Raw genomic sequence first — 24,787 nt, forward strand, 5'->3', positions numbered from 1 at the left:
TGCCTCGTTCCGGTTCAGCCTTCATGCCAGGTGCGGCCGTCACGCTCGATCAGCGCGATAGCCTGGCTCGGACCCCAGGTGCCGGCGGTATAACCCTGCACCTGTTGGCCCGTGGCTTCCCAGCCCTTGAGGATCGGATCGACCCAGCGCCATGCGGCTTCCACTTCGTCGCGGCGCATGAACAGTGTCTGGTTGGAGCGGATCGTGTCCGTCAGCAGGCGCTCATAGGCATCCGGGTTACGAACCGAGAAGGATTCCGCAAAGCTCATGTCGAGCGAGACTTCGCGCAGGCGCATGCCGCCCGGACCGGGATCCTTGATCATCAGCGACTGCTTGACGCCTTCGTCCGGCTGCAGGCGGATGATAAGCTGGTTGGCAGCGATACGGCCGGCAGTTGAATCGAAGATGTTGTGCGGGATCGGCTTGAAGGTGATGACGATTTCCGAAACGCGGTTCGCCAGGCGCTTGCCGGTGCGGATGTAGAAAGGCACGCCCGCCCAGCGCCAGTTGCCGATCTCGGCCTTGATGGCGACGAAGGTTTCGGTGTTGGAAACGCCGCCTTCCAGCTCTTCCAGGTAACCCTTGACCGGGCCGCCCGCGGAAGCACCGGCGCGATACTGGCCGCGCACCGTCATCTGCTCGACATTGGATTCGTTGATCGGCTTCAGTGCCCGCAGAACCTTCAGCTTCTCGTCGCGTACCGCTTCGGAGAACATTGAGGAGGGCACTTCCATCGCGACAAGGCAGAGGAGTTGCAGGATATGGTTCTGCACCATGTCGCGCAGCGCGCCGGCCGTGTCGTAATAACCGGCGCGGCCTTCGAGGCCAACGGCTTCAGCGACCGTGATCTGCACGTGGTCGATATGCTGGGCGTTCCACAGCGGCTCATAGAGGGCGTTGGCGAAGCGCAGCGCCATCAGGTTCTGCACCGTCTCCTTGCCGAGATAGTGGTCGATACGGAAGATCTGTTCTTCGTTGAACGCCTTGCCGATCGTGTCGTTGAGCTGCAGCGCCGACGCAAGATCGCGGCCGATCGGCTTCTCGACGACGATGCGAGTCTGCTTGGTGATCAGCTTGTGATCGCGGATCTTTTCCGAGATGGGGCCGAAAATGCCCGGAGCGACAGCAAGATAGAACACGCGAATGCGGTCCTTGCCATCGTCGAGCAGCTTCTTGAGCTCGGCCCAGCCGCCTTCCGCCTTCGCGTCGACGGAAACGTAATAGAGCCGCTGGCAGAATTTCTGGACTTCCGCCTCGTCATATTCGCCCTTCTTCAGATGCTCCTTGAGAGCATCCTGAGCGAATTTGCGGTAATCCTCGTGGGACAGCGCACTACGGGAGGCGCCGATAATGCGGGTCGGGTCGGTAAACTGACCTTCGATCTGGCGGTGGTAGAGCGCCGGCAAAAGCTTGCGTTCCGCAAGGTCGCCGGTACCGCCGAACACGACACAATCAAAAGGCTCAACTGGGATGATCTGGGCGCTCATCGCTGTTCTTTCGTCCTGCATGGTTAGGGGCACACTTATTCTAATCGATTTAAAAACGCTAGCCCGAAATGGCTTCCGGGCTGTACTAATGTCGCTGGCTTGTCAGAGCCTGTCGCGCAGCGCAAACCACGTGAGAGCCAGGAAAAGCAGCGGCGTTCGCATTCGGCGCCCGCCGGGGAAGGCGGGAATTTTGAGGGCAGCAAGATGATCGAGATCGGTCGCCTTGCCGGTGACCATATCAGCATAAAGCTTGCCGCAGTAATTTGACAGCATCACGCCATGACCGGAAAATCCTCCGATCGACGTCACGCCGGGCATCACTTCCCGCACGAAAGGCTGCCGCGGCATGGTGATTCCGACGTTTCCACCCCATGCGTGGGTGATTTCCACGTTCTTGAGGGCCGGATAGGTGGCAACGATCTGCTGCCGGATGGCGTTAGCGGTATCTGCCGGATTTTTCGACGAATAGACCTCGCGGCCACCGAACAGCAGCCTGTTGTCGCGGCTTTTGCGGAAATAACGCACCACGAAGCGCGAATCACATGCCGCTTCGCCGCCCGGAATGACGGATGGAAAATCGTCGAGCGGCGCGGTTGCTGCAATGAACGAACCGATCGGCATGACATGCGCCGAGGTGACCGGTTCGAGATCACCGATATAGGCATTGGTGGCGATCAGCACCCGGTCGGCGGTGAGCGTTCCTTTCTGCGTCTTCACCAGGATCTTGCCACCAGGACCGTTTCTGGTTTTCTCGATGCCGCTCGCCCGGGTCATCTCGAAGATCTGCGCGCCGGCTTCGTTTGCGACCCTTGCCAGGCCGACCAGCAATTTTAGCGGATGAATATGGCCGGTGCCGGTATCCCGCACGCCGCAATAATAATCGCCGGTGCCGAGCCGTTCGGCGGTTTCCCGCTTGTCCATGAAGGATACGTGCGGATAGCCATAGCGCGCCGCCGCGATCTCGGCATTCGCCTGATATTCCTTATCGTGTCCCGGCTTGTGGGAAACGTTCATCTGGCCCGGCATGTAATCCATGTCGATGCCGTGGCTTTCGGAAAACTGCATCAGGTGCCGTTTGGCATCTTCCGCCATGTCGAACAGGGTTTTCGACCGCTCGTAGCCGATCTGCTGCTCGAGTTCTTCCGGCCACCAGCGCTGCCCGGTGCCGAGCTGTCCGCCATTGCGGCCGGATGCACCGTCGCCGAAGCGGCCGGCCTCGATCAGTGCGACCGAGACACCGGCTTTGGCAAGGTTATAGGCCGCCTGCAGGCCGGTATAACCGCCGCCGATGATCGCCACATCGACAGTCTTCGAACCGTCGAGCACCGGATAGGCTGGTCGCTCGCCGACCGTTGCCTGATACCAGGAAATCCCCGGCGCGATCGGGCTTTGCCACGCATCCATGGATCGGCCCTCACACGTTGAGGAGCAGGAATTCGCGCTCCCAGGGGCTGATCACCTGCATGAAGGTCTCGAACTCGCCGCGCTTGACGCCGGCATAAAGGCCAATGAACTCCGCGCTCAGCACGCTCGCCAGTGCCGGGTCGGATTCCAAAAGCGAGAGGGCTTCCAAAAGGCCGCGCGGCAGCTCGATGTCGCCATCATTGGCAGTGTCTTCCGTCGGCGGCGTGGGGGTGAGCCCGTTCATGATGCCAAGCAGACCGCAGCCAAGCGAGGCCGCAAGCGCCAGATAAGGGTTTGCGTCCGAGCTCGGCAGCCGGTTTTCGACACGTCGGGCATTGGCATCCGAGATCGGGATGCGGAACGCGGTCGTGCGGTTGTCGTAACCCCAGGCGGTGTTGACCGGCGCGGACATGTCCGGCGTCAGGCGACGGTAGGAATTCACATAGGGCGCCATCATGACCAGCGTCTTCGGAATGAAGTTCTGCATGCCGCCGATGAACTGGAAGAATTCCTTGGAGGCCGAGCCGTCCGGGTTGGAGAAGACGTTCTTGCCGGTCTTGATATCCACCACCGATTGGTGGATGTGCATGGCCGAACCCGCCTGGCCCTGCATCGGCTTGGCCATGAACGTGGCATAGATGCCGTGTTTCATCGCCGCCTCGCGGATCGTCCTCTTGAACATGAAGACCTGGTCGGCAAGCTCGATCGGATCGCCATGTCGCAGGTTGATTTCGAGCTGCGCCGGACCTTCTTCATGGATCAGCGTGTCGATTTCGAGGCCCTGCTTTTCGGAGAAATGGTAGATATCATCGATCAGCTCGTCGAACTCGTTGATGCCGGCGATCGAATAGCCCTGGCCGCTGAGTATGGAACGGCCGGAACGGCCCTTCGGCGGATGCAGCGGATAGTCCGGGTCGTCGTTCTTGGCGACGAGGTAGAATTCGATTTCGGGTGCCACGACTGGCTTCCAGCCGCGCTCCTCGTAGAGATTGACGACGTTCTTCAGCACGTTACGCGGCGTATAGGGCACGGACTTGCCGTCGGTATCGACGATATCGCAGATGACCTGCGCGGTCGGATCGGTTTCCCAGGGCACGACGGAAAGCGTCGAAAGGTCCGGTACCAGCTTCAGGTCGCTGTCGCGCGGCTCGTAGCGGAAACTGCCGGTTTCATCGGGATATTCGCCGGAAATTGTATGGCGATAGACAGCGGACGGCAGCGCCAGGGACGTGTTCGACGTGAATTTCGACGAAGGCATCATCTTGCCGCGCGGCACGCCGGCGAGGTCGGGCGTGATGCATTCGATATCCTCGATGCCACGCGCCCGCAACCATGCCGCGGCCTCCTTCCAGTCCGCCACGCCTCGAAGCGAGGTCAACGTTGGCTGAGCAACGGCTGCTTTCGCGACCGTGCCGACTTTGGGAGTGGGGTTGGCTTTTTTGGGCGGCATGACACACCGGTGTGAGGTTGATCGAAGTTCCCATCATAACCACGGATTGGCAATTGGCGAGGGGGCAGCATTGACTTTGGAACAACTATGGCGAAGAGCGGAGCCGACAACCTAAGGAGCAGCAATTGGCGCGCAAATTCGATGTGGTGATCCTTGGCGCCGGTGCGGCGGGCATGATGTGCGCCATCCGGGCCGGTGCCCGCGGCCGCTCCGTGCTCGTCATCGACCATGCCAAGGCGCCGGGCGAAAAGATCCGCATCTCCGGCGGTGGGCGCTGCAATTTCACCAATATCCATGCCGGGCCGAAGAACTACCTCTCCGCCAATCCGCATTTCGCCAAGTCGGCGCTTGCCCGCTACACCCCGCGCGATTTCCTTGATCTGGTCGAGCGTCACCGCATCGCCTGGCACGAAAAGACGCTCGGCCAGCTTTTCTGCGACGACAGCGCCAAGGACATCATCCAGATGCTGCTGTCGGAGATGAAGGCAGCCGGTGCCGCGCTCGAATTGCAGAAGCAGATCACCTCGGTGGAGAAAACGCCGAATGGTTTTCGCATCGGCACATCGGATGGCCCGATCGAAGCCGGCTCGCTGGTCGTTGCGACCGGCGGCAAATCGATCCCGAAAATGGGAGCGACAGGTCTCGCTTACGATATCGCCAAACAGTTCGGCCTGAAGATGGTTGAAACCCGGCCTGGACTGGTGCCGCTGACGCTCGATCCGAACACGCTCGAAAAACTCTCGCCACTCTCCGGTATCGGCGTTCCCGCAGAGCTTCGTCACGGCAAGACGGCGTTCCGAGAAGCGCTGCTCTTTACCCATCGTGGATTGAGCGGCCCTTCGATCCTGCAGATTTCCTCCTATTGGCGGGAAGGGGATGACGTCACCCTCGTCATCGAACCGGATCTCGACATTGCCGCCGTCCTGAAGGCAGCCCGCAAGGCGAACGGCAAACAGGCGGCCCAGACGGCGCTGGCCGAGGTGCTGCCAAAGCGGCTCGCGCAGTTCTTCGTCGAGGCTCGCGGCATCTCCAGCCATCTTGCCGATCTGTCGGACAAGGCGATCGACGGATTGGTCGCCTCCATCCAGAACTGGACGATCCGCCCTGCCGGTTCAGAAGGTTATCGTACGGCGGAAGTGACGCTTGGCGGCATCGATACATCGGATCTGGATTCAAAGACCATGCAGGCCAAGGCGGTGCCAGGTCTCCACTTCATCGGTGAATGCGTCGATGTTACCGGCTGGCTCGGCGGCTACAATTTCCAGTGGGCATGGGCTTCGGGCCATGTTTGCGGGGAAGCATTGTAATACCGATTGATTCAGCACTTCTTAATGTGCGTGGCGGATGCTGCCTTATTGCCGGCCCGTTCTTGTGTTTCAACGTCGGCATGCGCTTCCTGCCGGGTCGCGGTGGGACGCCAACAATCGTTGTCTGGGGTTCGTAAAACATGCAAAAAACCCGTCGTGCTCGTGCCATCGCCATCGCTCTCGTCAAGGACGACGCAAAACTGAGGCGGCTGCGCTTCCTGGCCATCACGATCGGCGCAACGGCTACCCTTCTGGCACTGCCCGCCCTGTTTCATTGATCGCCAATACGGTATCTGCAGCGAGCGGCTGAAGGCCTGATTTCGGGCCTTTGCAAACGGCGCCCGCAACTGTCGGACGGCACTGCAACTCTCGATTAAATGCAGATTTAGTGAATTTTTACATATATCGCTAATATTGGATCGATTACCTGGCGAATTGGGGAACCGGTCCATGTCTAGATTTCTGCCGTCATCCGTCGTTTCGCGGATCGTTATTCTCTGTCTCTTCATGATCTTCATCGCGGTGTCTGCCGTCGGCGGCCTGGCCTATCTTTACCTGCGCAGCGACATCATGGACACCGCGAAGGATGATGCCCACAAGGCCATGCGGACGATGAGCCTGCTTTATGAAGTAGAGCTTGCCGGCGTAAAGGCGGATATGAAGGACGGCGTCGTGGCGCGCGTCACCCAAGGCGACGGCGCTTTGAAAGACCACGACATGGTCGATCGCACAGCAAATGCGATCGGCGGCGTGGCGACTGTCTTCGAAAAGCGCGGCACCGATTACGTTCGCATCTCCACCAACGTCAAAACCGAAAAGGGCGAGCGCGCCGTCGGCACCAAGCTCGCTGCAGAACATCCCGCCCAGCCTCTACTCGCCCAGGGCAAGGCCTATTTCGGCCCCGCCGTTCTGTTCGGCAAGGATTTCATGACCGGTTATTTCCCGATCACCAATTCCTCCAACGCCGTCACCGGTGTCCTCTTCATCGGCATTCCGATGGAAGTCTATTTCGCCCATATCGCCAATTCCGGTTATGTGGTGATCGGCAGCTCGATCGCCGCGCTGATCGCGGTCGGGCTCGTGAGTCTGTTTGCACTGCGCATCCTGCTTGGCCCGCTCGGCGTTCTGACCGGCACGGTGCGGACGCTGTCGGAAGGCAATCACGAAGCTGAAATCCCTTACGTCCAGCGCCGAAACGAGTTCGGAAACATTGCCCGCGCACTGGAAGTCTTCCGTGATTCCGGTCGCGAAAAGCGGCGTATCGAGAACCGCAGCGCCGAAGAGCGCGCCGAAGCGGAAGCCGAGCGCCATCGCAACGATACCGAAAAGCAGCGCGTCGACAGCCAGATCGATCTTGCCGTGAGTGAGCTCGGCGCCGCATTGTCCCGCCTGGCCCAGGGCGATCTGTCGAGCACGATCGAAACCCGGTTCTCCGGCCGCCTCGAACAGCTCCGCAACGATTTCAACGGTTCGATCATCCGCCTGCGCGATACGCTTTCGCATATTCGCGGCAGCACGCTGGCGATCCAGAAGAACAGTGCCGAACTCAGCCATTCGTCGACGGAACTCTCTCGCCGTACTGAAACCCAGGCAGCCTCGCTGGAGGAAACCGCCGCTGCCGTCGACGAGATCACCGCGACCGTGCGTTCTTCCGCCGAGCGTGCCCATGAAGCCAACCAGGCCGTTTCCACCACCAAGAAAAGCGCCGACAGCTCCGGCACGGTCGTTAGCAACGCCGTCGCGGCCATGTCCCGCATCGAGGAAGCCTCGCAGAAGATCGAACTCATCATCGAAGTGATCGACGACATCGCTTTCCAGACCAACCTTCTGGCGCTAAATGCCGGTATCGAGGCCGCTCGCGCCGGCGAGGCTGGCAAGGGGTTTGCCGTCGTGGCGCAGGAAGTGCGCGAACTCGCACAGCGTTCTGCCGGCGCCGCCAAGGAGATCAAGGACCTGATCACCCAGTCAAGCCGCGAGGTCAGCTCCGGCGCCGGTCTCGTGCAGCAGGCAGGCGAGGTTCTGGCAAGCATCAGCCAGCAGATCACCGGCATCAGCCAGCACGTGGACATGATCGCCACCGCCAGCAAGGACCAGTCGGCGGCGCTGCAGGACATCAACAATTCCGTCAACCGCATGGACCAGATGACCCAGCAGAATGGCGCCATGGTCGGCGAGACGACGCAGGCAAGCCTGCGCCTGGCGGAGGAGGCCGATGCCCTTCTGCAGCTCGTACAGCAGTTCAGAATAGAAGCGGTTGGCCGCGAAAGGCATTCGCGCGCAGCATAATATCTAGAAATACTAATTGTCGGAAATGTAATTTTACAAGTTAAGTTACATTTCCGACTAGTTTTCGCCACGGATAATTACAGTTAATTTTAACTGAGGTTTAAACGCTGGATTTTAACGTAACGTCGGACTGACCTTACGGATGACCAGCTGCTGGATTTCATTCTGCCGACGGCACCGTTTGGAGGTGTAGTGTTGAGGCGCCTGTTTCGGGCGTCATTTCTTGTTGGGGGAATGAAATGAAGCGTCCGAACATCCGGACCTCGATGACCGGCATTTTTGCCGTGTTCGCGGTTCTGTTTGCTCTCACCGGTGTCGTCTCGCTGAACGGCCTTGCCGAGCTGAACGCCAATACCCAGGAACAGGCAACCAATATTCAGCCGAGTATTTCTCGTGCTAAGGATATCCAGATCGCGCGTTATTCGCTGCGCGGTTCCTATGGCGACTACGCGATGGGACGCCTTTCCGGCAATCCGGCAGCGCTTGAAGAGAAGATCGTCAAGAAGGAAAAGGTCCTGATTGACACGATCGCCGGCTACAAGAACCTTGTAAGCTCCAACGCCGAACGCGCCGCCTTCACCGAGATCGAAACTTCCGCGAAGAAGTATATCGATGTCGGCCAGAAGATGCTTGCCGTTGCCAAGGCCGGCAAGAGCAAGGAAGCCATGGACGCTTTCGACAACGATCTCGGCCCGGTTGCCGATTATCTGGCTGAAAACGTCGACAAGCTCGTCAAGGTAAACCAGCAGGAATCGGATGCGGGCATTGTTGAAAGCCGCTCGCAATATGCGACGACGTTGACGGTTATTTACGCGATCCTCGGTTTCAGCGCCTTCATGGTCTGCCTCGCCGCCTATTTCGGCATCGCCAGCATCGCTGTTCCGGTCACCCGTATCACCAAGGCGATGCGCGAACTGGCAAACGGCAATACCGATTATCAGGTCGCCGACAAGGAACGTGCCGACGAGATCGGCGAGATGGCCAATGCCGTCGAAGTCTTCCGCCAGGCCGCTCTTGCCAATCGTCAGCTGCAGACCGATGCCGAAGCCCAGCGTTCGAAGTCTGAAGCCGAGCGCAATCGCCTGATGGCTGATGCCGAAGCTGCCGCCCAGACCCGTCTGCAGGAGGCGACCGCCGGTCTTGCCGCCGGTCTGCGTCGCCTCTCGGCAGGCGACCTGTCCTTCCAGCTCAATGACCCTTTCGCTCCGGACTTCGAATCGCTCCGTCATGACCTGAATGCTGCCATCTCGCAGCTCGGTTCGGCTCTCGGCGCAGTGGCGCATTCGGCAAGCTCGATCGACAGCGGCGTCCAGGAAATCGGCCGCGGCGCCGACGACCTTTCCAAGCGTACCGAACAGCAGGCCGCTTCGCTCGAAGAAACCGCAGCGGCACTCGACGAGATCACTGCAAACGTCTCGAACTCCTCGAAGCGTACCGACGAGGCCCGTCAGGTTGCCGTCCAGGCAAACGAGAGCGCTGCACAGTCCGGCAAGGTCGTCGCCAACGCCGTCCAGGCGATGCAGAAGATCGAGGACTCGTCCAACCAGATCTCCAGCATCATCGGCGTGATCGACGAGATCGCCTTCCAGACCAACCTTCTGGCGCTGAACGCCGGCGTCGAAGCAGCGCGTGCCGGTGAAGCCGGCAAGGGCTTCGCGGTCGTCGCACAGGAAGTCCGCGAACTTGCCCAGCGTTCCGCACAGGCCGCCAAGCAGATCAAGGACCTCATCCGCAACTCGACGGAAGAAGTCGAAGGCGGCGTGAAGCTTGTCCGCGAGACCGGTGAGGCGCTGAAGGGCATCGAAAGCCTGATCGTGACCATCAACCAGCATATGAACGCGATCGCCACCTCGTCCCGCGAACAGGCGACCGGGCTTGCTGAAGTCAACACCGCCGTCAACCAGATGGACCAGGTGACCCAGCAGAATGCCGCCATGGTCGAAGAAACCAACGCCGCCAGCGCGACGCTTGCTTCCGAGGCGGTCCGCATGCGCGAGCTGATCGGCCGCTTCCAGCTCGGCAATGGCGGCTCGGCAGGCAATCAGGCAAACCGCCTGCGCCAGACGGCAGCCGCCATGGCCCAGCCCGCACGCGAAACCGGCCGCTACACGGCACCGGCGACCCGCGGCAACGCCGCCGTCAAGCAGGAATGGTCGGAATTCTGATCAGCCGGATCGGGAAACCGGGCACGACATGAATTGGGGGTGGCAGCAATGCCGCCCCTTTTCGTTTCCGATCTGGCGCGAAGCCCGATCATCCATCCGAACCAATGCGGATAGGGGTGCGCAAGACGCCGGTAGAAATCGTCTTCGGCGCGACGATCCTGAGGACTGGATCTCCACTGTGATCTTTTGGAGAGCAGGATTGCGACGACATTCTCATACATCGGATATCCTCCGTTGGTTGATGCCGTCTTTCTCAGTAAACACAAAAATCCGCTTCTTGTAGCGATGAATCCCCGCTATGTTTTTCACCCATGAAAAACATCAATTGGTATGCTTACGAGCTTTTTCTGCAGGTCGCACGGCTCGGCGGGCTATCCGGCGCCTCCGGTGCGACAGGCTTGAGCCCTGCCACGATCGGCCGGCGCATGCTCGATCTCGAGGAAGCGATCGGCCGTCCGCTGTTTTCCCGCAGCCGGACCGGCTACCAGCTCACCGCCGACGGGTCGGCGCTGTTTTCGCAATTGCTGGAAATGGAAGGCGTCGCGCGTCGCGTCGAAAGCTGGAAGCACGAAGGAGCGGGAACGCCGCTGGTGCGGATCGCTTGCGGCACCTGGCTTGCCTGGATGCTGACCCGCAATTTCGCCGATATCCGCACCGAGCGGGACGAGTTCCGGCTGGACTTCTTCATCGCCGAGCGGCGTGCCAGCCTGGCTCATCGCGAAAGCGATATCGGCATCCGCGCCTTCGAGCCGGAAGAACCCAATCTGGCGGCAATCAAGCTTGGCGAGGTCGCCTATGCGGCCTATCGTGCCCGCAATGCCCATCCCTCCATTGCCGAGCGCTGGCTGGCGGTGGCTGAAGAGGATGCGATCTCGAATTACTTGCGCTGGCCGCATCAGGAACGGGCAGGGCAGATCGCAGTCACCGTCAACCGGCCGCGCTCCTTGCGTGACCTGGCGCTCGGCGGGGCAGGGACGGCGGTGCTGCCTTGTTTTATCGGCGATCAGGACATGCGGCTCGAGCGTGTCGGCGACGAGATTGCCAGCCTTCGCCACCGTCAATGGATCGTCATGAACAACGACGACCGCCACCGGCGGGAAATCCGCACGGTGGCCGATCGCATGGTGAAGTTCGTCAAGGACCGCACTCAGCTTTTCGCCGGGCAGCGGCCGTAATCACTGCGTGCGGTTTGTCACGATGACGGGGATCATCAGATCACCCCAATGCCCGTCGCCGCCATGATGGCGTGCCGAGCGGACAAGCTCGACTGAAACACCGGCCTCGACGGCTTTCATGATCGCATGGTTGAGGCGGTGCAGGTCGTTGGCCAGCGAGCGGATCGCCGCCTGCTGGTCGGGCGTCATTGCGGACGCCTGTTCCTCGGCGCGTTCCTTGACGTGTGTTTTGAGCGGGGTCTGGATGTTCATCTTGGGTCTCCTCTGGTTGGGGTTTGAGTGATGCCCCTCATCCGGCTGCCGCCACCTTCTCCCCGCTCGCGGGGAGAAGGACACATGCCGCATCGGCATCGACTTATTTCAACTTGGCGCGGGGCACGTTCCCTCTCCCCGCAAGCGGGGAGAGGGTTAGGGTGAGGGGCGATGATGGTGCGGTTATTCCGCTGCCGGCCGGAACTGGTCGTGCTCGGTCGATTCCTTCATCGCCGTGGTCGACGAAAGCCCGCCGGTGATGGCCATCGAGACGGCATCGAAGTAACCGGTCCCCACCTCGCGCTGATGTTTGGTTGCCGTATAGCCATTAACCTCGGAAGCGAATTCTGCCTCCTGCAGCTCGGAATAGGCGGCCATCTGCCGCTCCTTGTAGCCGCGGGCCAGTTCGAACATGCCGAAGTTCAGCTGATGGAAGCCGGCCAGCGTGATGAACTGGAACTTGTAGCCCATCGCCCCCAGCTCCCGCTGGAACCTGGCGATCGTCGCGTCGTCGAGGTTCTTTTTCCAGTTGAACGACGGCGAGCAGTTATAGGCGAGCATCTTGCCCGGATGGACCTTGTGGACGCCTTCCGCAAACCGGCGCGCCTGTTCCAGATCCGGCTTGGAGGTCTCGCACCAGATGAGATCGCAATAGGGCGCATAGGCCACCGCGCGGGCAATGCAGGGCTCAAGCCCGCTGCGAACATTGTAGAAGCCCTCGACCGTTCGGCCCGCATCGTAATCGACGAACGGCCGATCGCGCTCGTCGATATCGGAGGTGAGCAGCTTGGCCGCCTCCGCATCCGTGCGGGCGATGACGAGCGACGGCACGCCCATGACGTCGGCGGCAAGCCGCGCGGCGGTAAGGTTGCGGATATGCGCCGCCGTCGGGATCAGCACCTTGCCGCCCAGATGGCCACATTTCTTCTCGGACGCCAGCTGGTCTTCGTAATGAACGCCGGCGGCACCCGCTTCGATGAAGGCCTTAATGATCTCGAACGCATTCAGCGGCCCGCCGAACCCGGCCTCCGCGTCCGCGACGATCGGCGCAAACCAGGTATCGACCGAAAGGCCCTTGCCCTCGGATGTCTCGATCTGGTCGGCGCGCTGCAGGGTGCGGTTGATGCGCCGCGCCAGTTCCGGCGCGGCATTGGCCGGATAAAGCGACTGGTCAGGATACATGGAGGACGCAGTATTGCTGTCGGCGGCGACCTGCCAGCCGGAGAGATAGATGGCCTTCAGACCGGCGCGTACCTGCTGCATGGCCTGATTGCCGGTCATGGCGCCGAGCGCGTTGACGAAGTCTTCCTTATGCAGCAGCGACCACAGCCGATTGGCCCCGGCTTCCGCCAGCGAATAGCGGATATCGATCGATCCGCGCAGCCGCTTGACGTCCTCTGCCGAATAGGGCCGTTCGATACCGTCGAACCGACCCTTCGATGCGCCAGGAACCAGTGTGTAAAAATCTGTCATGCCTTCTCTCCCATGTAAAATCTTTGACCGCTTCCGAGCGATTTCGATGTGACTGAATTTACAGACGGGAATGCTGCATTGCGAGAAGAGATGCAGAAACGGCGCTTTGAAAAGGGTTAGGATGTCTTGTCTTTCACAGGCGCCTCTGTGAAGATGTCAAAATAGTCAAAACGGCGTTCTGTCGAATTCTGTAAAAGCGAGAGCCATGGTGGAGCGGAAGATTTTTGCTGGCCCGCGCGTCCGGCGCGTCCGGTTGGGGCTGAGTCTGACCCAGACGGCCATGGCCGAAGGGCTTGGCATCTCGCCGTCCTATCTCAACCTGATCGAGCGCAACCAGCGCCCGCTGACGGTCCAGCTCCTCCTCAAGCTCGCCTCCGTCTACAAGGTCGATCTCGATGCGCTACAAGGTGAGGGCGGCGGGCTGGCGAGCCAGTTGCGCGAGGTCTTCGCCGATCCGCTGCTGGCCGGCGAAATTCCCGGTGACCAGGAAATTATCGAGGTCGCCGAAGCCGCACCTAATGCCGCGCTCGGATTGATGAAGCTTTACCGCGCATATCGCGAGCAGGCAGGGCGCTTGTCCGACCTTGCCGAGATGCTCGCCCGCGAAGGCCGGGAAACCTCGCTTGCCGGTGCCCGCCTGCCGATCGACGAGGTGCGCGAGACGCTGGAACGCCGTCCGAATTTCTTCGCGCGGATCGAGGATGCGGCGGAAGCCTTCTCGGCAAAACTCGGCGCCGGAGACGAACTTCCCGTTGCGCTAAAGGCTTGGGCGAAAAGCGAACATGGCATCGTGGTGCGGACTCTGCCCGTGCATGCCATGCCGAACCTGCGCCGCCGCTACGACCGGCATTCCATGCGGCTTTTCCTCTCCGAGCGGCTTTCGCCTTTCGATCGCACCCGCGAGCTGGCCATGGAGGTCTCGCTTCTGGTATTCTCAGAGGAGATCGCCGCCGAGCTTGCGGAACTTAATCTTTCCAGCAACGAAGCAAAACGCATCGGCCGTTTCGAACTGGCGCGCTATGCCGCCCATGCGTTGATGATGCCCTACGGAGCCTTTCTCACGGCCGCCCAGCGCGCCCGTTACGATATCGATGTCCTGCGTTCCCGCTTCGACGTTTCGTTCGAACAGGCGGCAACCCGGCTCACCTCGCTTGTCCGCCCCGGCGCTTCGGCAATCCCGTTTTTCCTGATGGAGATGGATCATGCCGGCAATATCATCCGGCGCGCCGGCACTCAGGGTTTTCCGCATGCCCGCTTCGGCGGAGGGTGTCCCAAGCTCGGCATTCATACGGCCTTCGCACAACCCGGTCAGGTTCTGACTGATCGAATAGAAATGCCGGATGGAAGTTTGTTCATGACATTGTCGCGCACGCTGGAAGGACCGCAAGCGGGGTTTGCCGAGCGCGTCCGCCGCACGGCGATCCTTCTCGGCTGTGATTTCTCCGCAGCGGGTGAAACCCTTTACGGTGAAGCGGCTTCGCACCCTGCCGCCATGGTGTTTGCTGGCACATCGTGCCGGCTTTGCGAACGGCAGGGCTGCCTGTCGCGCGCCGAGCCGCCGGTCACCCGCCCGCTCGGGTTGGACGAGATGGCGACGGGCCTGAGCGCCTTCGATTTTCAGTAAGCAGTTGAGTAGGGAACATTTACCTCTTGTGGCGAGAAAAATTCCTTTCTACTCTCGCGGAAAACATAAGGGAATTTATGCGCGGTTTTGATTTTGCGCAGAAAAAGCTGGAACAGGAGAGATCATGAAAAACCATTTGCTCAGCCTCGCCGCAGCCCTGGCCGCGTCCGCCTTCGCCGCCACCGCTGCCTTCGCGCAGGAAAAGGAAGTCCACGTCTATAACTGGTCGGACTATATCGACGAATCGATCCTGGCGGATTTCACCAAGGAAACCGGCATCAAGGTCGTCTACGATGTCTTCGACAGCAACGACATCCTGGAAACCAAGCTGCTTGCCGGCGGCTCCGGTTACGACGTCGTGGTGCCGACCGCGCCCTTCCTCTCCCGCCAGATTGCGGCGGGCGTCTTCCAGAAGCTCGACAAGTCCAAGCTGCCGAACCTTACCAACCTGTGGCCGCAGATCACCGAGCGGCTCGCCAAGTATGACCCCGGCAATCAATATGCCGTGAACTACATGTGGGGCACGACCGGCATCGGCTTCAACGTCGACAAGGTCAAGAAAGCGCTCGGCGACGTGCCGCTCGACAGCTGGGATATCATCTTCAAGCCGGAAAACGCCAAGAAGCTGAAGGCCTGCGGCCTCAACATCCTCGATGCGTCCGACGAGACCTTCGCGATTGCGATGAACTACATCGGCAAGAACCCGGACAGCAAGGAAACCAAAGATCTCGAAGCCGGCGGCAAAGTCTATTCGGGCATCCGTCCTTACGCCAAGACCTTCAATTCCTCGGCCTATATCGATGACCTCGCCAATGGCGATATCTGCATGACGATCGGCTGGTCGGGCGACATCGTCCAGGCCAAGACCCGGGCGGAAGAAGCCAAGAACAATGTCAACATCGACTTCATCATCCCGAAGGAAGGCACATACATGTGGTTCGACAACCTCGCGATCCCCAAGGACGCGAAACATGTCGACGAAGCGCATGCCTTCATCAACTACCTGATGAAGCCGGAAGTCATCGCCAAGGCTTCTAACTACGTCCAATATGCCAACGGTAACCTTGCTTCGCAGAAATTCATCGACAAGTCCGTTCTGGACAATCCGAACATCTACCCGCCGGAAGATGTCGTGAAGAAGCTCTTCACCATCTCCGCCTACGGACCCAAGGAACAGCGCGTTCTGAACCGGGTCTGGACCCAGATCAAGACCGGCAAGTAATCGACATCGGGGCAGGCCGCAAAGCCTGCCCCGAATGCTTTTGATGTTGTAATTGGGCGAAAAGGGCTGGGGCATGGCTAAATCACTTGGACCGGTAAAGCGTAAATTCTCACCCTGGACCGATCCTTCGGCCGTGCCCTTCATCCGCTTCGAAAACGTCACCAAGCGTTTCGGCACGTTCACCGCCGTCAACGACCTGACGCTCGATATCTACGAGCGCGAATTCTTCTCGCTGCTCGGTCCCTCCGGCTGCGGCAAGACGACCCTCATGCGCATGCTGGCCGGCTTCGAAGAGCCGACGTCGGGCCGCATCCTGCTGCAGGGAAAGGATATTTCCGGCGTGCCGCCCTATCGCCGGCCGACCAACATGATGTTCCAGTCCTATGCTCTTTTCCCGCATATGTCTGTCGAGAAGAACATCGCCTTCGGCCTCGAGCAGGACAATCTGCCGAAGGGCGAAATCTCGGCCCGCGTCGAGGAAATGCTGAAACTCGTCAAGCTCGATCAATTCGCCAAGCGCAAGCCGGCACAGCTTTCCGGCGGCCAGCGCCAGCGCGTGGCGCTCGCCCGTTCGCTCGCCAAGCGCCCGAAGGTGCTGCTGCTCGACGAACCGCTCGGCGCGCTCGACAAGAAGCTGCGCGAGGAAACCCAGTTCGAACTGATGGATATCCAGCACACGCTGGGCCTGACCTTCCTGATTGTCACCCATGACCAGGAAGAGGCGATGACCGTGTCCGACCGCATCGCTGTGATGGACAAGGGCATCATCATGCAGGTGGCGACGCCGGCGGAAATCTACGAGGCGCCGAGCAGCCGTTACGTTGCGGATTTCATCGGCGACATCAACATCCTCGAAGGCACGATCTCGAAGACCGAGGCGGCACTCGGCGCGCCCGGCGCGATCCACATCGACAGCGATGGCATCGCCGTCAAGGTGGAGCAGGAATGCCAGGCGGTACAAGGCGACAAGGTCGCTTTCGCCGTCCGCCCGGAAAAGGTCCGCATCTCGCCGGAACAGCCGGCCGATACCTCCGTCAACGCGGTTTACGGCGAGGTCTGGGACATCGGTTATCTCGGCGACTTCTCGGTCTTCCTCGTCCGCACGGCGGATGGCCGCATCGTCCGTGCCGCGCAGGCAAACGTCTCGCGTCTCGTCGACCGGCCGATCACGTTCGGCGACATGGTGTGGCTGACCTGGTCGGCGGATGCCGGCCTCGTGCTGACACGCTGAGGGGAGAAGGAAATGGCAACCGTTTCCGAACCCCAGACCGGCGATCGCTCCAACCCGGCCCGCTGGCTGGTCGTCGCCATCCCCTATATCTGGCTGCTGCTTTTCTTCGCGGTACCCTTCCTGATCATCCTGAAGATCTCCTTCTCGGATACGGCGATCTCCATTCCGCCCTATACGCCGGTCTTCGAAGGTTTCGGCGCGATCGGCGATTACCTCTCGCAGCTGGATTTCGAGAACTATCTGTTCCTGACCGACGATCCGCTGTATTTCCAGGCCTATATCTCCTCACTCCGGATCGCGCTCATCTCGACCTTTCTGCTGCTGCTGATCGGTTATCCGATGGCGCTCGCAATGGCGCGCGCGCCATCGTCGATCCGGCCGACGCTGGTCATGCTGGTCATCCTGCCGTTCTGGACGTCGTTCCTGATCCGCGTCTATGCCTGGATCGGCATCCTCAAGCCGGACGGCCTGCTGACGCTGCTCCTGCAGACCATCGGCCTGATGGGACCGGACGACCAGGTGCAGATTTTCCGCACTGACTACGCCGTCTTCATCGGCATCGTATATTCCTACCTGCCGTTCATGGTCCTGCCGCTCTATGCGGCACTAGAGAAGATGGACAATACGCTTTTGGAGGCCGCAAGCGATCTCGGGTGCCCGCCCTGGAAGGCTTTCTGGAAAATCACTTTCCCGCTGTCCTTGCCGGGCGTCATCGCCGGTTCGATGATCTGCTTCATCCCGATCACCGGCGAATTCGTCATTCCGGACCTGCTCGGCGGCGCAGATACGCTGATGATCGGCAAGACCCTGTGGACCGAGTTCTTCAGCAACCGCGACTGGCCGCTCGCCTCCGCCGTGGCGGTGGTGCTGCTGCTGATGCTTGTGGTGCCGATCGCCATCTTCCAGAACCAGCAGAAGAAGGTGGCGTGAGATGAAGTCACATCGTTTCGACGCGACCGTCCTGACCCTCGGTTTCGCCTTCCTCTATATCCCGATCATCATCCTGGTCGTCTATTCGTTCAACGCATCTCGGCTCGTTACCGTCTGGGGCGGCTTCTCGCTCAACTGGTACACGACCATGTGGTCTAACGAGGGATTGATGGATGCCGCCTGGGTGACGGCGCGGGTCGGCGTGATCAGCGCGACGCTCGGCACCATCCTCGGCACACTGGCGGCGCTGACGCTCGTCCGTTTCGTCAGGTTCCCGGGCCGGATGCTGTTTTCCGGGATGATATACGCGCCGCTCGTCATGCCGGAAGTCATTACCGGCCTTTCGATGCTGCTGCTCTTCGTGGCGCTCGGTATCGACCGCGGCTTCTGGACGGTGATCATCGCGCACACGACCTTTACCATGTGCTACGTGGCGATTGTCGTGCAATCGCGGCTGCTGACCTTCGACCGCAGCCTGGAAGAGGCGGCACTCGATCTCGGCTGCCCACCGGTCAAGACCTTCTTCAAGATCACCCTGCCACTGATCATGCCGGCTGTCGTCGCGGGCTGGATGCTCGCCTTCACCCTGTCGCTCGACGACTTGGTGATTGCAAGCTTCAACACCGGACCGGGTGCAACGACGCTGCCGATCAAGATCTATTCGCAGGTCCGTCTTGGCGTGACGCCGGAAATCAACGCGATCTGCACCATCCTGATCGGTCTCGTGACGCTCGGCGTCATCGCCACCTCGATCAGCACCAAGCGGACCGAACTGCGCCGCATCCGCGACGAACACGAGGCCGCCCGCGGAGCGTGAGCACCGGACAGGTTTATGGCGTGGGTTTCGCAGGCGCCTGCGAGATCGGCCAGAGCACCGGGTCCGGCCATGAACCGCCGATAAAGGTTGCGAATGCAGCCGCTTCTTCGCCGGCTGGCCTGAAGGCGGCGGAAAGTGCGAGACTGTTGCTGGCGTAAGGAATGACGCCGGAAAGGCTGAGCGCGCCTTCGCTTCCGACGATCTGCCCTTCCCTGATATCGGCCGATCCATTTGAAAGTGACGCGGCAATAGTCATGCTATCGAAGGGAAACTGACCTTTGCCGGCTTCGCTCAAGGCAAAATAGGGCTTTTGCGCAGCAAGCTTGCGGATGCCGGAAATATCGACACCCTGCAGCACGCCACGCCCCGCCTTCAGCCGGATGTCGCCTGCCGCATTCTGCCATGCCTCGCGGGTCATCGGCCGGTCAATATCCAGCACCAGTTCCAGGGATCCACGACCATTCGGCAATGGTCCCGGAAGCGCCAGCTGTTTGACGATCGAACCCAGATCGGCGTCGTGTATGTCGAGCCGCAAACCAACGCCGCCCTCCGCGCTGCTTCCCTTGATGGTCGCAATGCGGCCGGTCAGCCTGCCGCTCTCGAAATCGCTGTCGACGATGTCGATGCGCGATTGATCGGCCGTGCTCATGACGCTGATCGCAGCCTCGGAAAGCTGGAATGGGCCGAGCATTGCCTGTTGGGCGGAGAGGCGCATGTCCAGATCGAGCAAGGTGCGCAATCCTGCGCCAGGCGACGCAGACCCGAGTGCCCGAGGTGCTACGGCGGCAAGCACGCCGGAAAAATCCAGCTGATCGAAGGCGAGCGTTCCCGTCAGCCGCGGGGCCCGGCCCGGTATCGTGACGAGGTCCAGAATGCCGCTCGCTTTGGCATCGTTGAGGGCAAGGCTTAAATCGTCGAACCGAAGGGCGTTGTCGTTGGTGACAAGCCGGGCTTCGAACGAAAGCTTTTTCAGCCGCTCTGCACCGGGGAAATCCAGCCCGGACCATGCCCGCATGGCGACGAGGTCAGGGATTTCCAACTCCGCTTCACCGGAAAGGTAGGGCTGGGTGGTAAAATCAATCGATCCATCAAAACGACCCTGAAAAAGCTCGGATCGCAGAGTGCCGGTGGCCTGGCCGCTTCTGCCGGACAAGAGCAACAGCGGTTGTGTCGAGCTCGCATCAAGCGAAAGCCGGCGCCCGTTGACCTGGCCTGCGGCCTTGATTGCAATGCCATGGGAAAGCCACGGCCAATCGAACGAGCCCTGGACGGAGCGAATCTGCAAGGTTTGGCGGCTTGCAACATCGAAAACGGCCACCGTACCGTTGACGATCTCCACGGCGCCCATGCGCGCATCGGCATCGGAGGCCAACACCTGCCCGGAGCCGTCCGGCTTCACTTCGCGCACGGCCCGGCTCAGAATGCCGTCATTGGCCCAGTCGAGGCGCCCGTCGGCCTCCCGGATGACATGGATTTCCGGATCGGTCAGCCGAAAATCCTGAAACTCCGGCTTGCCGATCAAGGCGCGGAAAACATCGAACGAGGCCGAGAGACTGGCGACCTGCCCGAGCAGCACGTCCTTGCCGTCCTGCTTCTTGCGTACGGTGATATCGCGAAGCGTCACGCGCGGCTTTGGCCAGAAACGGATATCCGGCGCGCCGGCGATGGTCACTTCATGGCCGGTCCATCGGGCCACCGCCCGCTCCATGTTTTCGCGAACCAGTGTCGAGGATATGAGGAACGGCGCAAGCGCCTGGAACAGCACGAGAATGCACAGCACGACGCCGGCAATGATCAGCGCGCGTTTTGAGCGCCTGCCAAGCGGGCGGCCGAAATTTTTCCGCAAATGTGCAAACCCGTTTCTCAGCATGGTACCGCGCATATAGGAATTGCAGGTATGGCGCAAACAGGGGCCTGGAAGTCCCCCGGTTGTCCTCTTTATCCTGCATTGCAACATGCTATACAGGCCAGAGGATTTTGCCTGATTTCGGGCCTGAAGTTGGGTGAGTGAGGAAAATGACGCGTCTTCCATTTCCGGTCTTGGCCGGAGGCCAAGGAAGAGCGGATTGGGAGGATTGAATGGCCAACGAACAGCCGCTGTGGAGCCCTTCGAAAGAGCAGCAGGAAAAGACCCCGCTTTCTCACTTCATCGGCTGGTGCGCTGAGCATTACGGCAGGGATTTCTCAGGTTACGACGCCTTTTATGCCTGGTCGATCACTGAGCGCAGCGATTTCTGGTCGGCCGTCTGGGATTATTGCAACGTCCGGGGCGAGCGCGGTGATCGTGCGCTGATCGACGGCGACGATATGCTCGGCGCCCGGTTCTTTCCCGATGCAACACTGAACTTTGCCGAAAACCTGCTGACCGGTGCCGGTGCAGGCGACGCGTTGATCTTCCGTGGCGAAGACAAGGTGAGCTATCGCTGGTCCTGGGACAGGCTGCGCGAAGAAGTCTCGCGACTGCAGCAGGCGTTCAAGGCGCTCGGCATCGAAAAGGGCGACCGCGTCGCCGCCATGATGCCGAACATGCCGGAAACGATCGCCTGCATGCTGGCCGCGGCTTCGATCGGCGCCATCTGGTCCTCCTGTTCACCGGATTTCGGCGAACAGGGCGTGCTTGATCGGTTCGGCCAGATTGGCCCGAAACTGTTCATCACCTGCGATGCCTATTGGTATAACGGCAAGCTGCAGGATGTGTCCGCCAAGGTGAAGACCGTCTCGGGCATCCTCAAGGCGCCGGTTCTGGTCGTGCCTTATGCGGGTGATGCGCCGGTTCTTGCCGCCTCGCTGGCCGATGGCCGCACGCTGGCCGATTTCACAGCAGCCTATCAGGCGCAGGCGGTGGAGTTCGAGCCGCTACCGTTCGCGCATCCGCTCTATATCCTCTTCTCCTCCGGCACGACCGGCGTGCCGAAATGCATCGTCCATTCGGCCGGCGGCACGCTGCTGCAGCACCTGAAGGAACATCGGCTGCATTGCAGCCTGGAGCCGGGCGAACGCCTGTTCTATTTCACCACCTGCGGCTGGATGATGTGGAACTGGCTGGTCTCAGGCCTCGCGGTCGGCGCAACGCTCTGCCTGTTCGACGGTTCGCCCTTTGCACCGGATGGCAATGTCCTGTTCGATTATGCGCAGGACGAGAAGTTTGCCGTCTTCGGCACGTCGGCGAAATATATCGACGCGGTCCGCAAGGGCGGCATCGTGCCAAAACAGACGCACGATCTTTCAGCGCTCCGGCTGCTGACCTCGACCGGTTCGCCGCTCTCGCCCGAAGGCTTCTCCTTCGTCTACGACGGCATCAAGGGTGACGTGCATCTCGCCTCGATCTCCGGCGGCACGGATATCGTTTCCTGCTTCGTGCTCGGCAATCCACTGAAGCCCGTCTGGCGCGGCGAGATCCAGGGGCCGGGCCTCGGCCTGGCGGTCGATGTCTGGGATGACGACGGCAAGCCGGTGCGCCGTGAAAAAGGCGAGCTGGTCTGCACCAAGGCGTTTCCCTCCATGCCGATCATGTTCTGGAACGACCCGGAGGGCAAGAAATACCGCGCCGCCTATTTCGAGCGCTTCGACAATATCTGGTGCCATGGCGATTTCGCCGAGTGGACGGAGCATGACGGTATCGTCATCCATGGCCGTTCGGACGCGACGCTCAATCCGGGCGGCGTGCGCATCGGCACGGCGGAAATCTACAATCAGGTCGAGCAGATGGAAGAGGTCGCCGAGGCGATCTGCATCGGCCAGGATTGGGATGATGACGTCCGCGTCGTGCTCTTCGTCCGTCTGGCCGGCGGCCGCGCTTTGAACGCCGATCTCGACAAGGCGATCAAGACACGCATCCGCACCGGCGCCTCGCCGCGCCACGTGCCGGCCAAGGTCATTCAGGTTGCGGATATCCCCCGTACCAAGTCCGGCAAGATCGTCGAACTCGCAGTCCGCGACGTGGTCCACGGACGCCCGGTCAAGAACAAGGAAGCGCTGGCAAACCCGGAGGCGCTCGATCTTTTCGCCGATCTCCCGGAGTTGAAGAGTTGATTTTTGCTATCGAAGGATGTGGACATGTATCATTTGATAACAGACCTGACATAAATTCCGAAAATCGGACGGTGTTTACGGCTTGTTAAGTCGCGTTGGTCAAAAGTGGAGCAACATGGTTTCGTCTCGTGTATGAAAGACCCGTAACCGCGAGTTTTCATAGACATGACGTCTCCTCCGACCCTCGTTGGACAGCATTAAATTTATAAAGGCAGCCTCGGCTGCCTTTTTTTTATGCCGGATCATCGCGCGCGATCGAGAGAGCGTGAAACGAACAGAACCGGGATCAGCCCTGCCGCGATGATGATGATCGCCGCGACCGAGGAATCCTCGATTTTCGCTCGCGACGCATCCTCGTAAACCAGCGTCGCCAGCGTATTGAAGTTGAACGGCCGGAGCATGATCGTCGCCGAAAGCTCCTTCATCGTCTCGATGAACACGAAGAGGGCGGCGGTCAACAGGGCAGGGTGCATGTTGGGCAGAAGCACCGAGACAAGCGTCTGCCGCCGGTTGCGGCCAAGCGCGCGGGCGGCCATGTCGAGATGCGGCGAAAGCTTCTGGAAGCCGGCATCCAGGCTACCCTCCGCCATGGTCATGAACCGCACGGTGCAGGCATAAACGATGGCAAAGCCGGTGCCGGAAAGCAGCAGTCCGGTCGAGATGCCGAAATGGGTGCGCAGATATCCATCCAGCGCATTGTCGAAACCGGCCAGCGGGATCAGCACGCCGATCGCCAGCACCGTTCCCGGCACGCCGTAACCGTGCGAAGCGATGCGGCCAGCAAAACTAGCGAGCGGCGATTGTTCGCTGCGTGCGGCATAGGTCAGCACAAAGCCCAGCGTAACGGCGACGAGTGCAGCCGCGGCCGAAACCGCCATGCTGTTCCACAACGCTTCGACAAGCCGGGGATCGGCAAACATATCCAGCCGGGCAAAGGCGAAGCGGCCGAGCACAGAGACCGGAATCAGAAAGCCGAAGATCAGCGGCAGTGCGCAGAGGGTCACCGCCAATCCGCCCCTGGCGCCGGAAAGCCTTGGTCGCACGGCATTCTGCATGGTCGTCCGGTTGCCGGCGAAGCGTTGGCGTTGGCGGGCGCGTCGCTCGATGACGATCAGCAGGGCCACGACGATCAGCATCACACTGGCGATCTGGGCCGCACCCGGCAGATTGCCGCGGTTGAGCCATGTATCGTAGATCGAAAAGGTCAGCGTGTTGACGCCGAGATATTCCACCGCGCCGATATCGTTCAGCGCCTCCATCATCACCAGCGTCAGACCGATCATGATCGCCGGCCGCGCCATCGGCATCTGCACCTTGAGAAAAACCCGGAGCGGCCCGGCGCCGAGCGTGCGAGCTACATCCGCCGCGGCGCGGCCCTGCATGGCAAACATCGAGCGGCAGGCGAGATAGACATAAGGATAAAGCACCGAGGACAGCACGGTTACAGCGCCTCCGATCGATCGGATCTCCGGAAACCAGTAGTCCCGCGCCGAACGATACCCGAAAACCTGCCGGTACCAGGTTTGAACCGGGCCGGTGAAATCAAGGAATTCGCCGTAGGAATAGGCTGCGAGATAGGAAGGGATCGCCAGCGGCAGGACAAGTGCGGCCGAGAGCAGGCGCCTGCCCGGAAACTCGAAACTGGTGACCAGCCATGCCGAAAGAATGCCGAAAAAAGCCGTGACGGCTCCAATCATCAGCAGAAGCGAGAGCGTCCGGCCGGTGGCGCGCGGGATCACGTTGGCGACGATATGGCCCCAGGTATCATCGGCCCCGGAGGCCGCGATCCAGAAGATCGCCAGGATCGGCAGGACGACGACCGCGCCGATGCCCATGGCGAGCCATGAAAGGGAGCGGCCGGGCCGGCGCGCTTTCCGCGCGGACGCGGCGGATGTCCCTAAAACCTGCAAGCAGCACTCCTCTTTCTCAGAG

18 protein-coding genes are annotated in these 24,787 nt (G+C 60.7%); 11 read left to right on the forward strand and 7 right to left on the reverse strand.

The genetic code is table 11. The features are described from left to right. Positions 1-14 precede the first annotated feature (14 nt). The 3 genes from zwf to KX729_RS04875 form a co-directional block, all read right to left on the reverse strand. Complete coding sequence (zwf, locus tag KX729_RS04865; protein WP_219741321.1) at positions 15-1,487, reverse strand: glucose-6-phosphate dehydrogenase; 1,473 nt, start codon at positions 1,485-1,487, stop codon at positions 15-17. A 102-nt stretch (positions 1,488-1,589) separates the two neighbouring features. Continuing rightward, a complete protein-coding gene (locus KX729_RS04870; protein ID WP_219741322.1) occupies positions 1,590-2,891 on the reverse strand; it encodes an NAD(P)/FAD-dependent oxidoreductase in 1,302 nt (433 codons plus the stop codon). Positions 2,892-2,901: 10 nt separating this feature from the next. Then, entirely contained in the window at positions 2,902-4,341 is a 1,440-nt protein-coding gene (locus tag KX729_RS04875; RefSeq protein WP_219741323.1) for a glutamine synthetase family protein, read from the reverse strand. Positions 4,342-4,466: 125 nt separating this feature from the next. Here KX729_RS04875 and KX729_RS04880 point away from each other — a divergent pair, with 125 nt between their 5' ends. The 5 genes from KX729_RS04880 to KX729_RS04900 all read left to right on the forward strand — a co-directional run bounded on the left by KX729_RS04880 (position 4,467) and on the right by KX729_RS04900 (position 11,274). Continuing rightward, the gene (locus tag KX729_RS04880) at positions 4,467-5,648 is read left to right on the forward strand and encodes a BaiN/RdsA family NAD(P)/FAD-dependent oxidoreductase (RefSeq protein ID WP_219741324.1); all 1,182 of its coding nucleotides are present in this window, start codon (positions 4,467-4,469) and stop codon (positions 5,646-5,648) included. A gap of 140 nt (positions 5,649-5,788) precedes the next feature. Then, on the forward strand, positions 5,789-5,926 hold the full coding sequence (locus KX729_RS04885) for a hypothetical protein (RefSeq protein ID WP_219741325.1): 138 nt from the start codon (positions 5,789-5,791) through the stop codon (positions 5,924-5,926). Between the two features lie 172 nt (positions 5,927-6,098). Then, a complete protein-coding gene (locus tag KX729_RS04890) occupies positions 6,099-7,934 on the forward strand; it encodes a methyl-accepting chemotaxis protein (RefSeq protein WP_219741326.1) in 1,836 nt (611 codons plus the stop codon). Between the two features lie 239 nt (positions 7,935-8,173). Further along, entirely contained in the window at positions 8,174-10,099 is a 1,926-nt protein-coding gene (locus KX729_RS04895; RefSeq protein ID WP_219741327.1) for a methyl-accepting chemotaxis protein, read from the forward strand. A gap of 311 nt (positions 10,100-10,410) precedes the next feature. Then, positions 10,411-11,274 carry a LysR family transcriptional regulator gene (locus KX729_RS04900; RefSeq protein ID WP_219741328.1) on the forward strand — a complete coding sequence of 288 codons (864 nt, stop codon included), beginning with the start codon at positions 10,411-10,413 and terminating at the stop codon, positions 11,272-11,274. On the opposite strand, the gene KX729_RS04905 is transcribed toward KX729_RS04900, so the two are convergent. Together KX729_RS04905 and aceA are read right to left on the reverse strand one after the other, a co-directional pair. Further along, complete coding sequence (locus KX729_RS04905; protein ID WP_219741329.1) at positions 11,275-11,526, reverse strand: SMc00767 family acetate metabolism repressor; 252 nt, start codon at positions 11,524-11,526, stop codon at positions 11,275-11,277. It abuts the gene before it with no gap. Between the two features lie 183 nt (positions 11,527-11,709). Then, positions 11,710-12,999 (reverse strand): isocitrate lyase, encoded by a 1,290-nt coding sequence (aceA, locus tag KX729_RS04910; RefSeq protein ID WP_219741330.1) that lies wholly within the window; start codon positions 12,997-12,999, stop codon positions 11,710-11,712. 205 nt (positions 13,000-13,204) lie between these two features. On the opposite strand from aceA, the gene KX729_RS04915 reads away from it, so the two are divergent. From KX729_RS04915 to KX729_RS04935, 5 genes are all read left to right on the forward strand, one after another. Next, positions 13,205-14,623 (forward strand): helix-turn-helix domain-containing protein, encoded by a 1,419-nt coding sequence (locus tag KX729_RS04915; RefSeq protein WP_219741331.1) that lies wholly within the window; start codon positions 13,205-13,207, stop codon positions 14,621-14,623. A 124-nt stretch (positions 14,624-14,747) separates the two neighbouring features. Further along, positions 14,748-15,845: a polyamine ABC transporter substrate-binding protein gene (locus KX729_RS04920; RefSeq protein WP_219741332.1), complete on the forward strand. Its 1,098-nt coding sequence runs from the start codon at positions 14,748-14,750 to the stop codon at positions 15,843-15,845. Positions 15,846-15,918: 73 nt separating this feature from the next. Beyond that, a complete protein-coding gene (locus tag KX729_RS04925; RefSeq protein WP_219741333.1) occupies positions 15,919-17,076 on the forward strand; it encodes an ABC transporter ATP-binding protein in 1,158 nt (385 codons plus the stop codon). A gap of 12 nt (positions 17,077-17,088) precedes the next feature. Continuing rightward, positions 17,089-18,006 carry an ABC transporter permease subunit gene (locus tag KX729_RS04930; protein WP_219741334.1) on the forward strand — a complete coding sequence of 306 codons (918 nt, stop codon included), beginning with the start codon at positions 17,089-17,091 and terminating at the stop codon, positions 18,004-18,006. Between the two features lies 1 nt (position 18,007). Continuing rightward, positions 18,008-18,823, forward strand: coding sequence for an ABC transporter permease (locus KX729_RS04935; protein ID WP_219741335.1), 816 nt, complete (start codon positions 18,008-18,010; stop codon positions 18,821-18,823). A gap of 13 nt (positions 18,824-18,836) precedes the next feature. Here KX729_RS04935 and KX729_RS04940 read toward each other — a convergent pair whose 3' ends face one another. Then, on the reverse strand, positions 18,837-20,669 hold the full coding sequence (locus KX729_RS04940; protein WP_219741336.1) for an AsmA family protein: 1,833 nt from the start codon (positions 20,667-20,669) through the stop codon (positions 18,837-18,839). A 233-nt stretch (positions 20,670-20,902) separates the two neighbouring features. Between KX729_RS04940 and KX729_RS04945 the strand changes: the two genes are divergently transcribed. After that, complete coding sequence (locus tag KX729_RS04945) at positions 20,903-22,855, forward strand: acetoacetate--CoA ligase (protein WP_219741337.1); 1,953 nt, start codon at positions 20,903-20,905, stop codon at positions 22,853-22,855. Positions 22,856-23,097: 242 nt separating this feature from the next. Here the strand turns inward: KX729_RS04945 and KX729_RS04950 are convergent, their stop codons facing one another. Beyond that, a complete protein-coding gene (locus KX729_RS04950; protein WP_219741837.1) occupies positions 23,098-24,690 on the reverse strand; it encodes an ABC transporter permease in 1,593 nt (530 codons plus the stop codon). Positions 24,691-24,787 lie beyond the last annotated feature (97 nt).

The organism is Neorhizobium populisoli, assembly GCF_019430945.1.
GTDB lineage: Bacteria > Pseudomonadota > Alphaproteobacteria > Rhizobiales > Rhizobiaceae > Neorhizobium > Neorhizobium populisoli.

Coding starts and splice junctions, on each gene's coding strand:
- KX729_RS04895 (WP_219741327.1), top strand. CDS start 8,174: ATGAAGCGTCCGAACATCCGGACCTCGATGACCGGCATTTTTGCCGTG.
- KX729_RS04875 (WP_219741323.1), bottom strand. CDS start 4,341: ATGCCGCCCAAAAAAGCCAACCCCACTCCCAAAGTCGGCACGGTCGCG.
- KX729_RS04925 (WP_219741333.1), top strand. CDS start 15,919: ATGGCTAAATCACTTGGACCGGTAAAGCGTAAATTCTCACCCTGGACC.
- KX729_RS04920 (WP_219741332.1), top strand. CDS start 14,748: ATGAAAAACCATTTGCTCAGCCTCGCCGCAGCCCTGGCCGCGTCCGCC.
- KX729_RS04905 (WP_219741329.1), bottom strand. CDS start 11,526: ATGAACATCCAGACCCCGCTCAAAACACACGTCAAGGAACGCGCCGAG.
- KX729_RS04945 (WP_219741337.1), top strand. CDS start 20,903: ATGGCCAACGAACAGCCGCTGTGGAGCCCTTCGAAAGAGCAGCAGGAA.
- KX729_RS04915 (WP_219741331.1), top strand. CDS start 13,205: ATGGTGGAGCGGAAGATTTTTGCTGGCCCGCGCGTCCGGCGCGTCCGG.
- KX729_RS04935 (WP_219741335.1), top strand. CDS start 18,008: ATGAAGTCACATCGTTTCGACGCGACCGTCCTGACCCTCGGTTTCGCC.
- KX729_RS04930 (WP_219741334.1), top strand. CDS start 17,089: ATGGCAACCGTTTCCGAACCCCAGACCGGCGATCGCTCCAACCCGGCC.
- KX729_RS04900 (WP_219741328.1), top strand. CDS start 10,411: ATGAAAAACATCAATTGGTATGCTTACGAGCTTTTTCTGCAGGTCGCA.
- KX729_RS04950 (WP_219741837.1), bottom strand. CDS start 24,690: ATGGGCATCGGCGCGGTCGTCGTCCTGCCGATCCTGGCGATCTTCTGG.
- zwf (WP_219741321.1), bottom strand. CDS start 1,487: ATGAGCGCCCAGATCATCCCAGTTGAGCCTTTTGATTGTGTCGTGTTC.
- KX729_RS04885 (WP_219741325.1), top strand. CDS start 5,789: ATGCAAAAAACCCGTCGTGCTCGTGCCATCGCCATCGCTCTCGTCAAG.
- KX729_RS04870 (WP_219741322.1), bottom strand. CDS start 2,891: ATGGATGCGTGGCAAAGCCCGATCGCGCCGGGGATTTCCTGGTATCAG.
- KX729_RS04890 (WP_219741326.1), top strand. CDS start 6,099: ATGTCTAGATTTCTGCCGTCATCCGTCGTTTCGCGGATCGTTATTCTC.
- aceA (WP_219741330.1), bottom strand. CDS start 12,999: ATGACAGATTTTTACACACTGGTTCCTGGCGCATCGAAGGGTCGGTTC.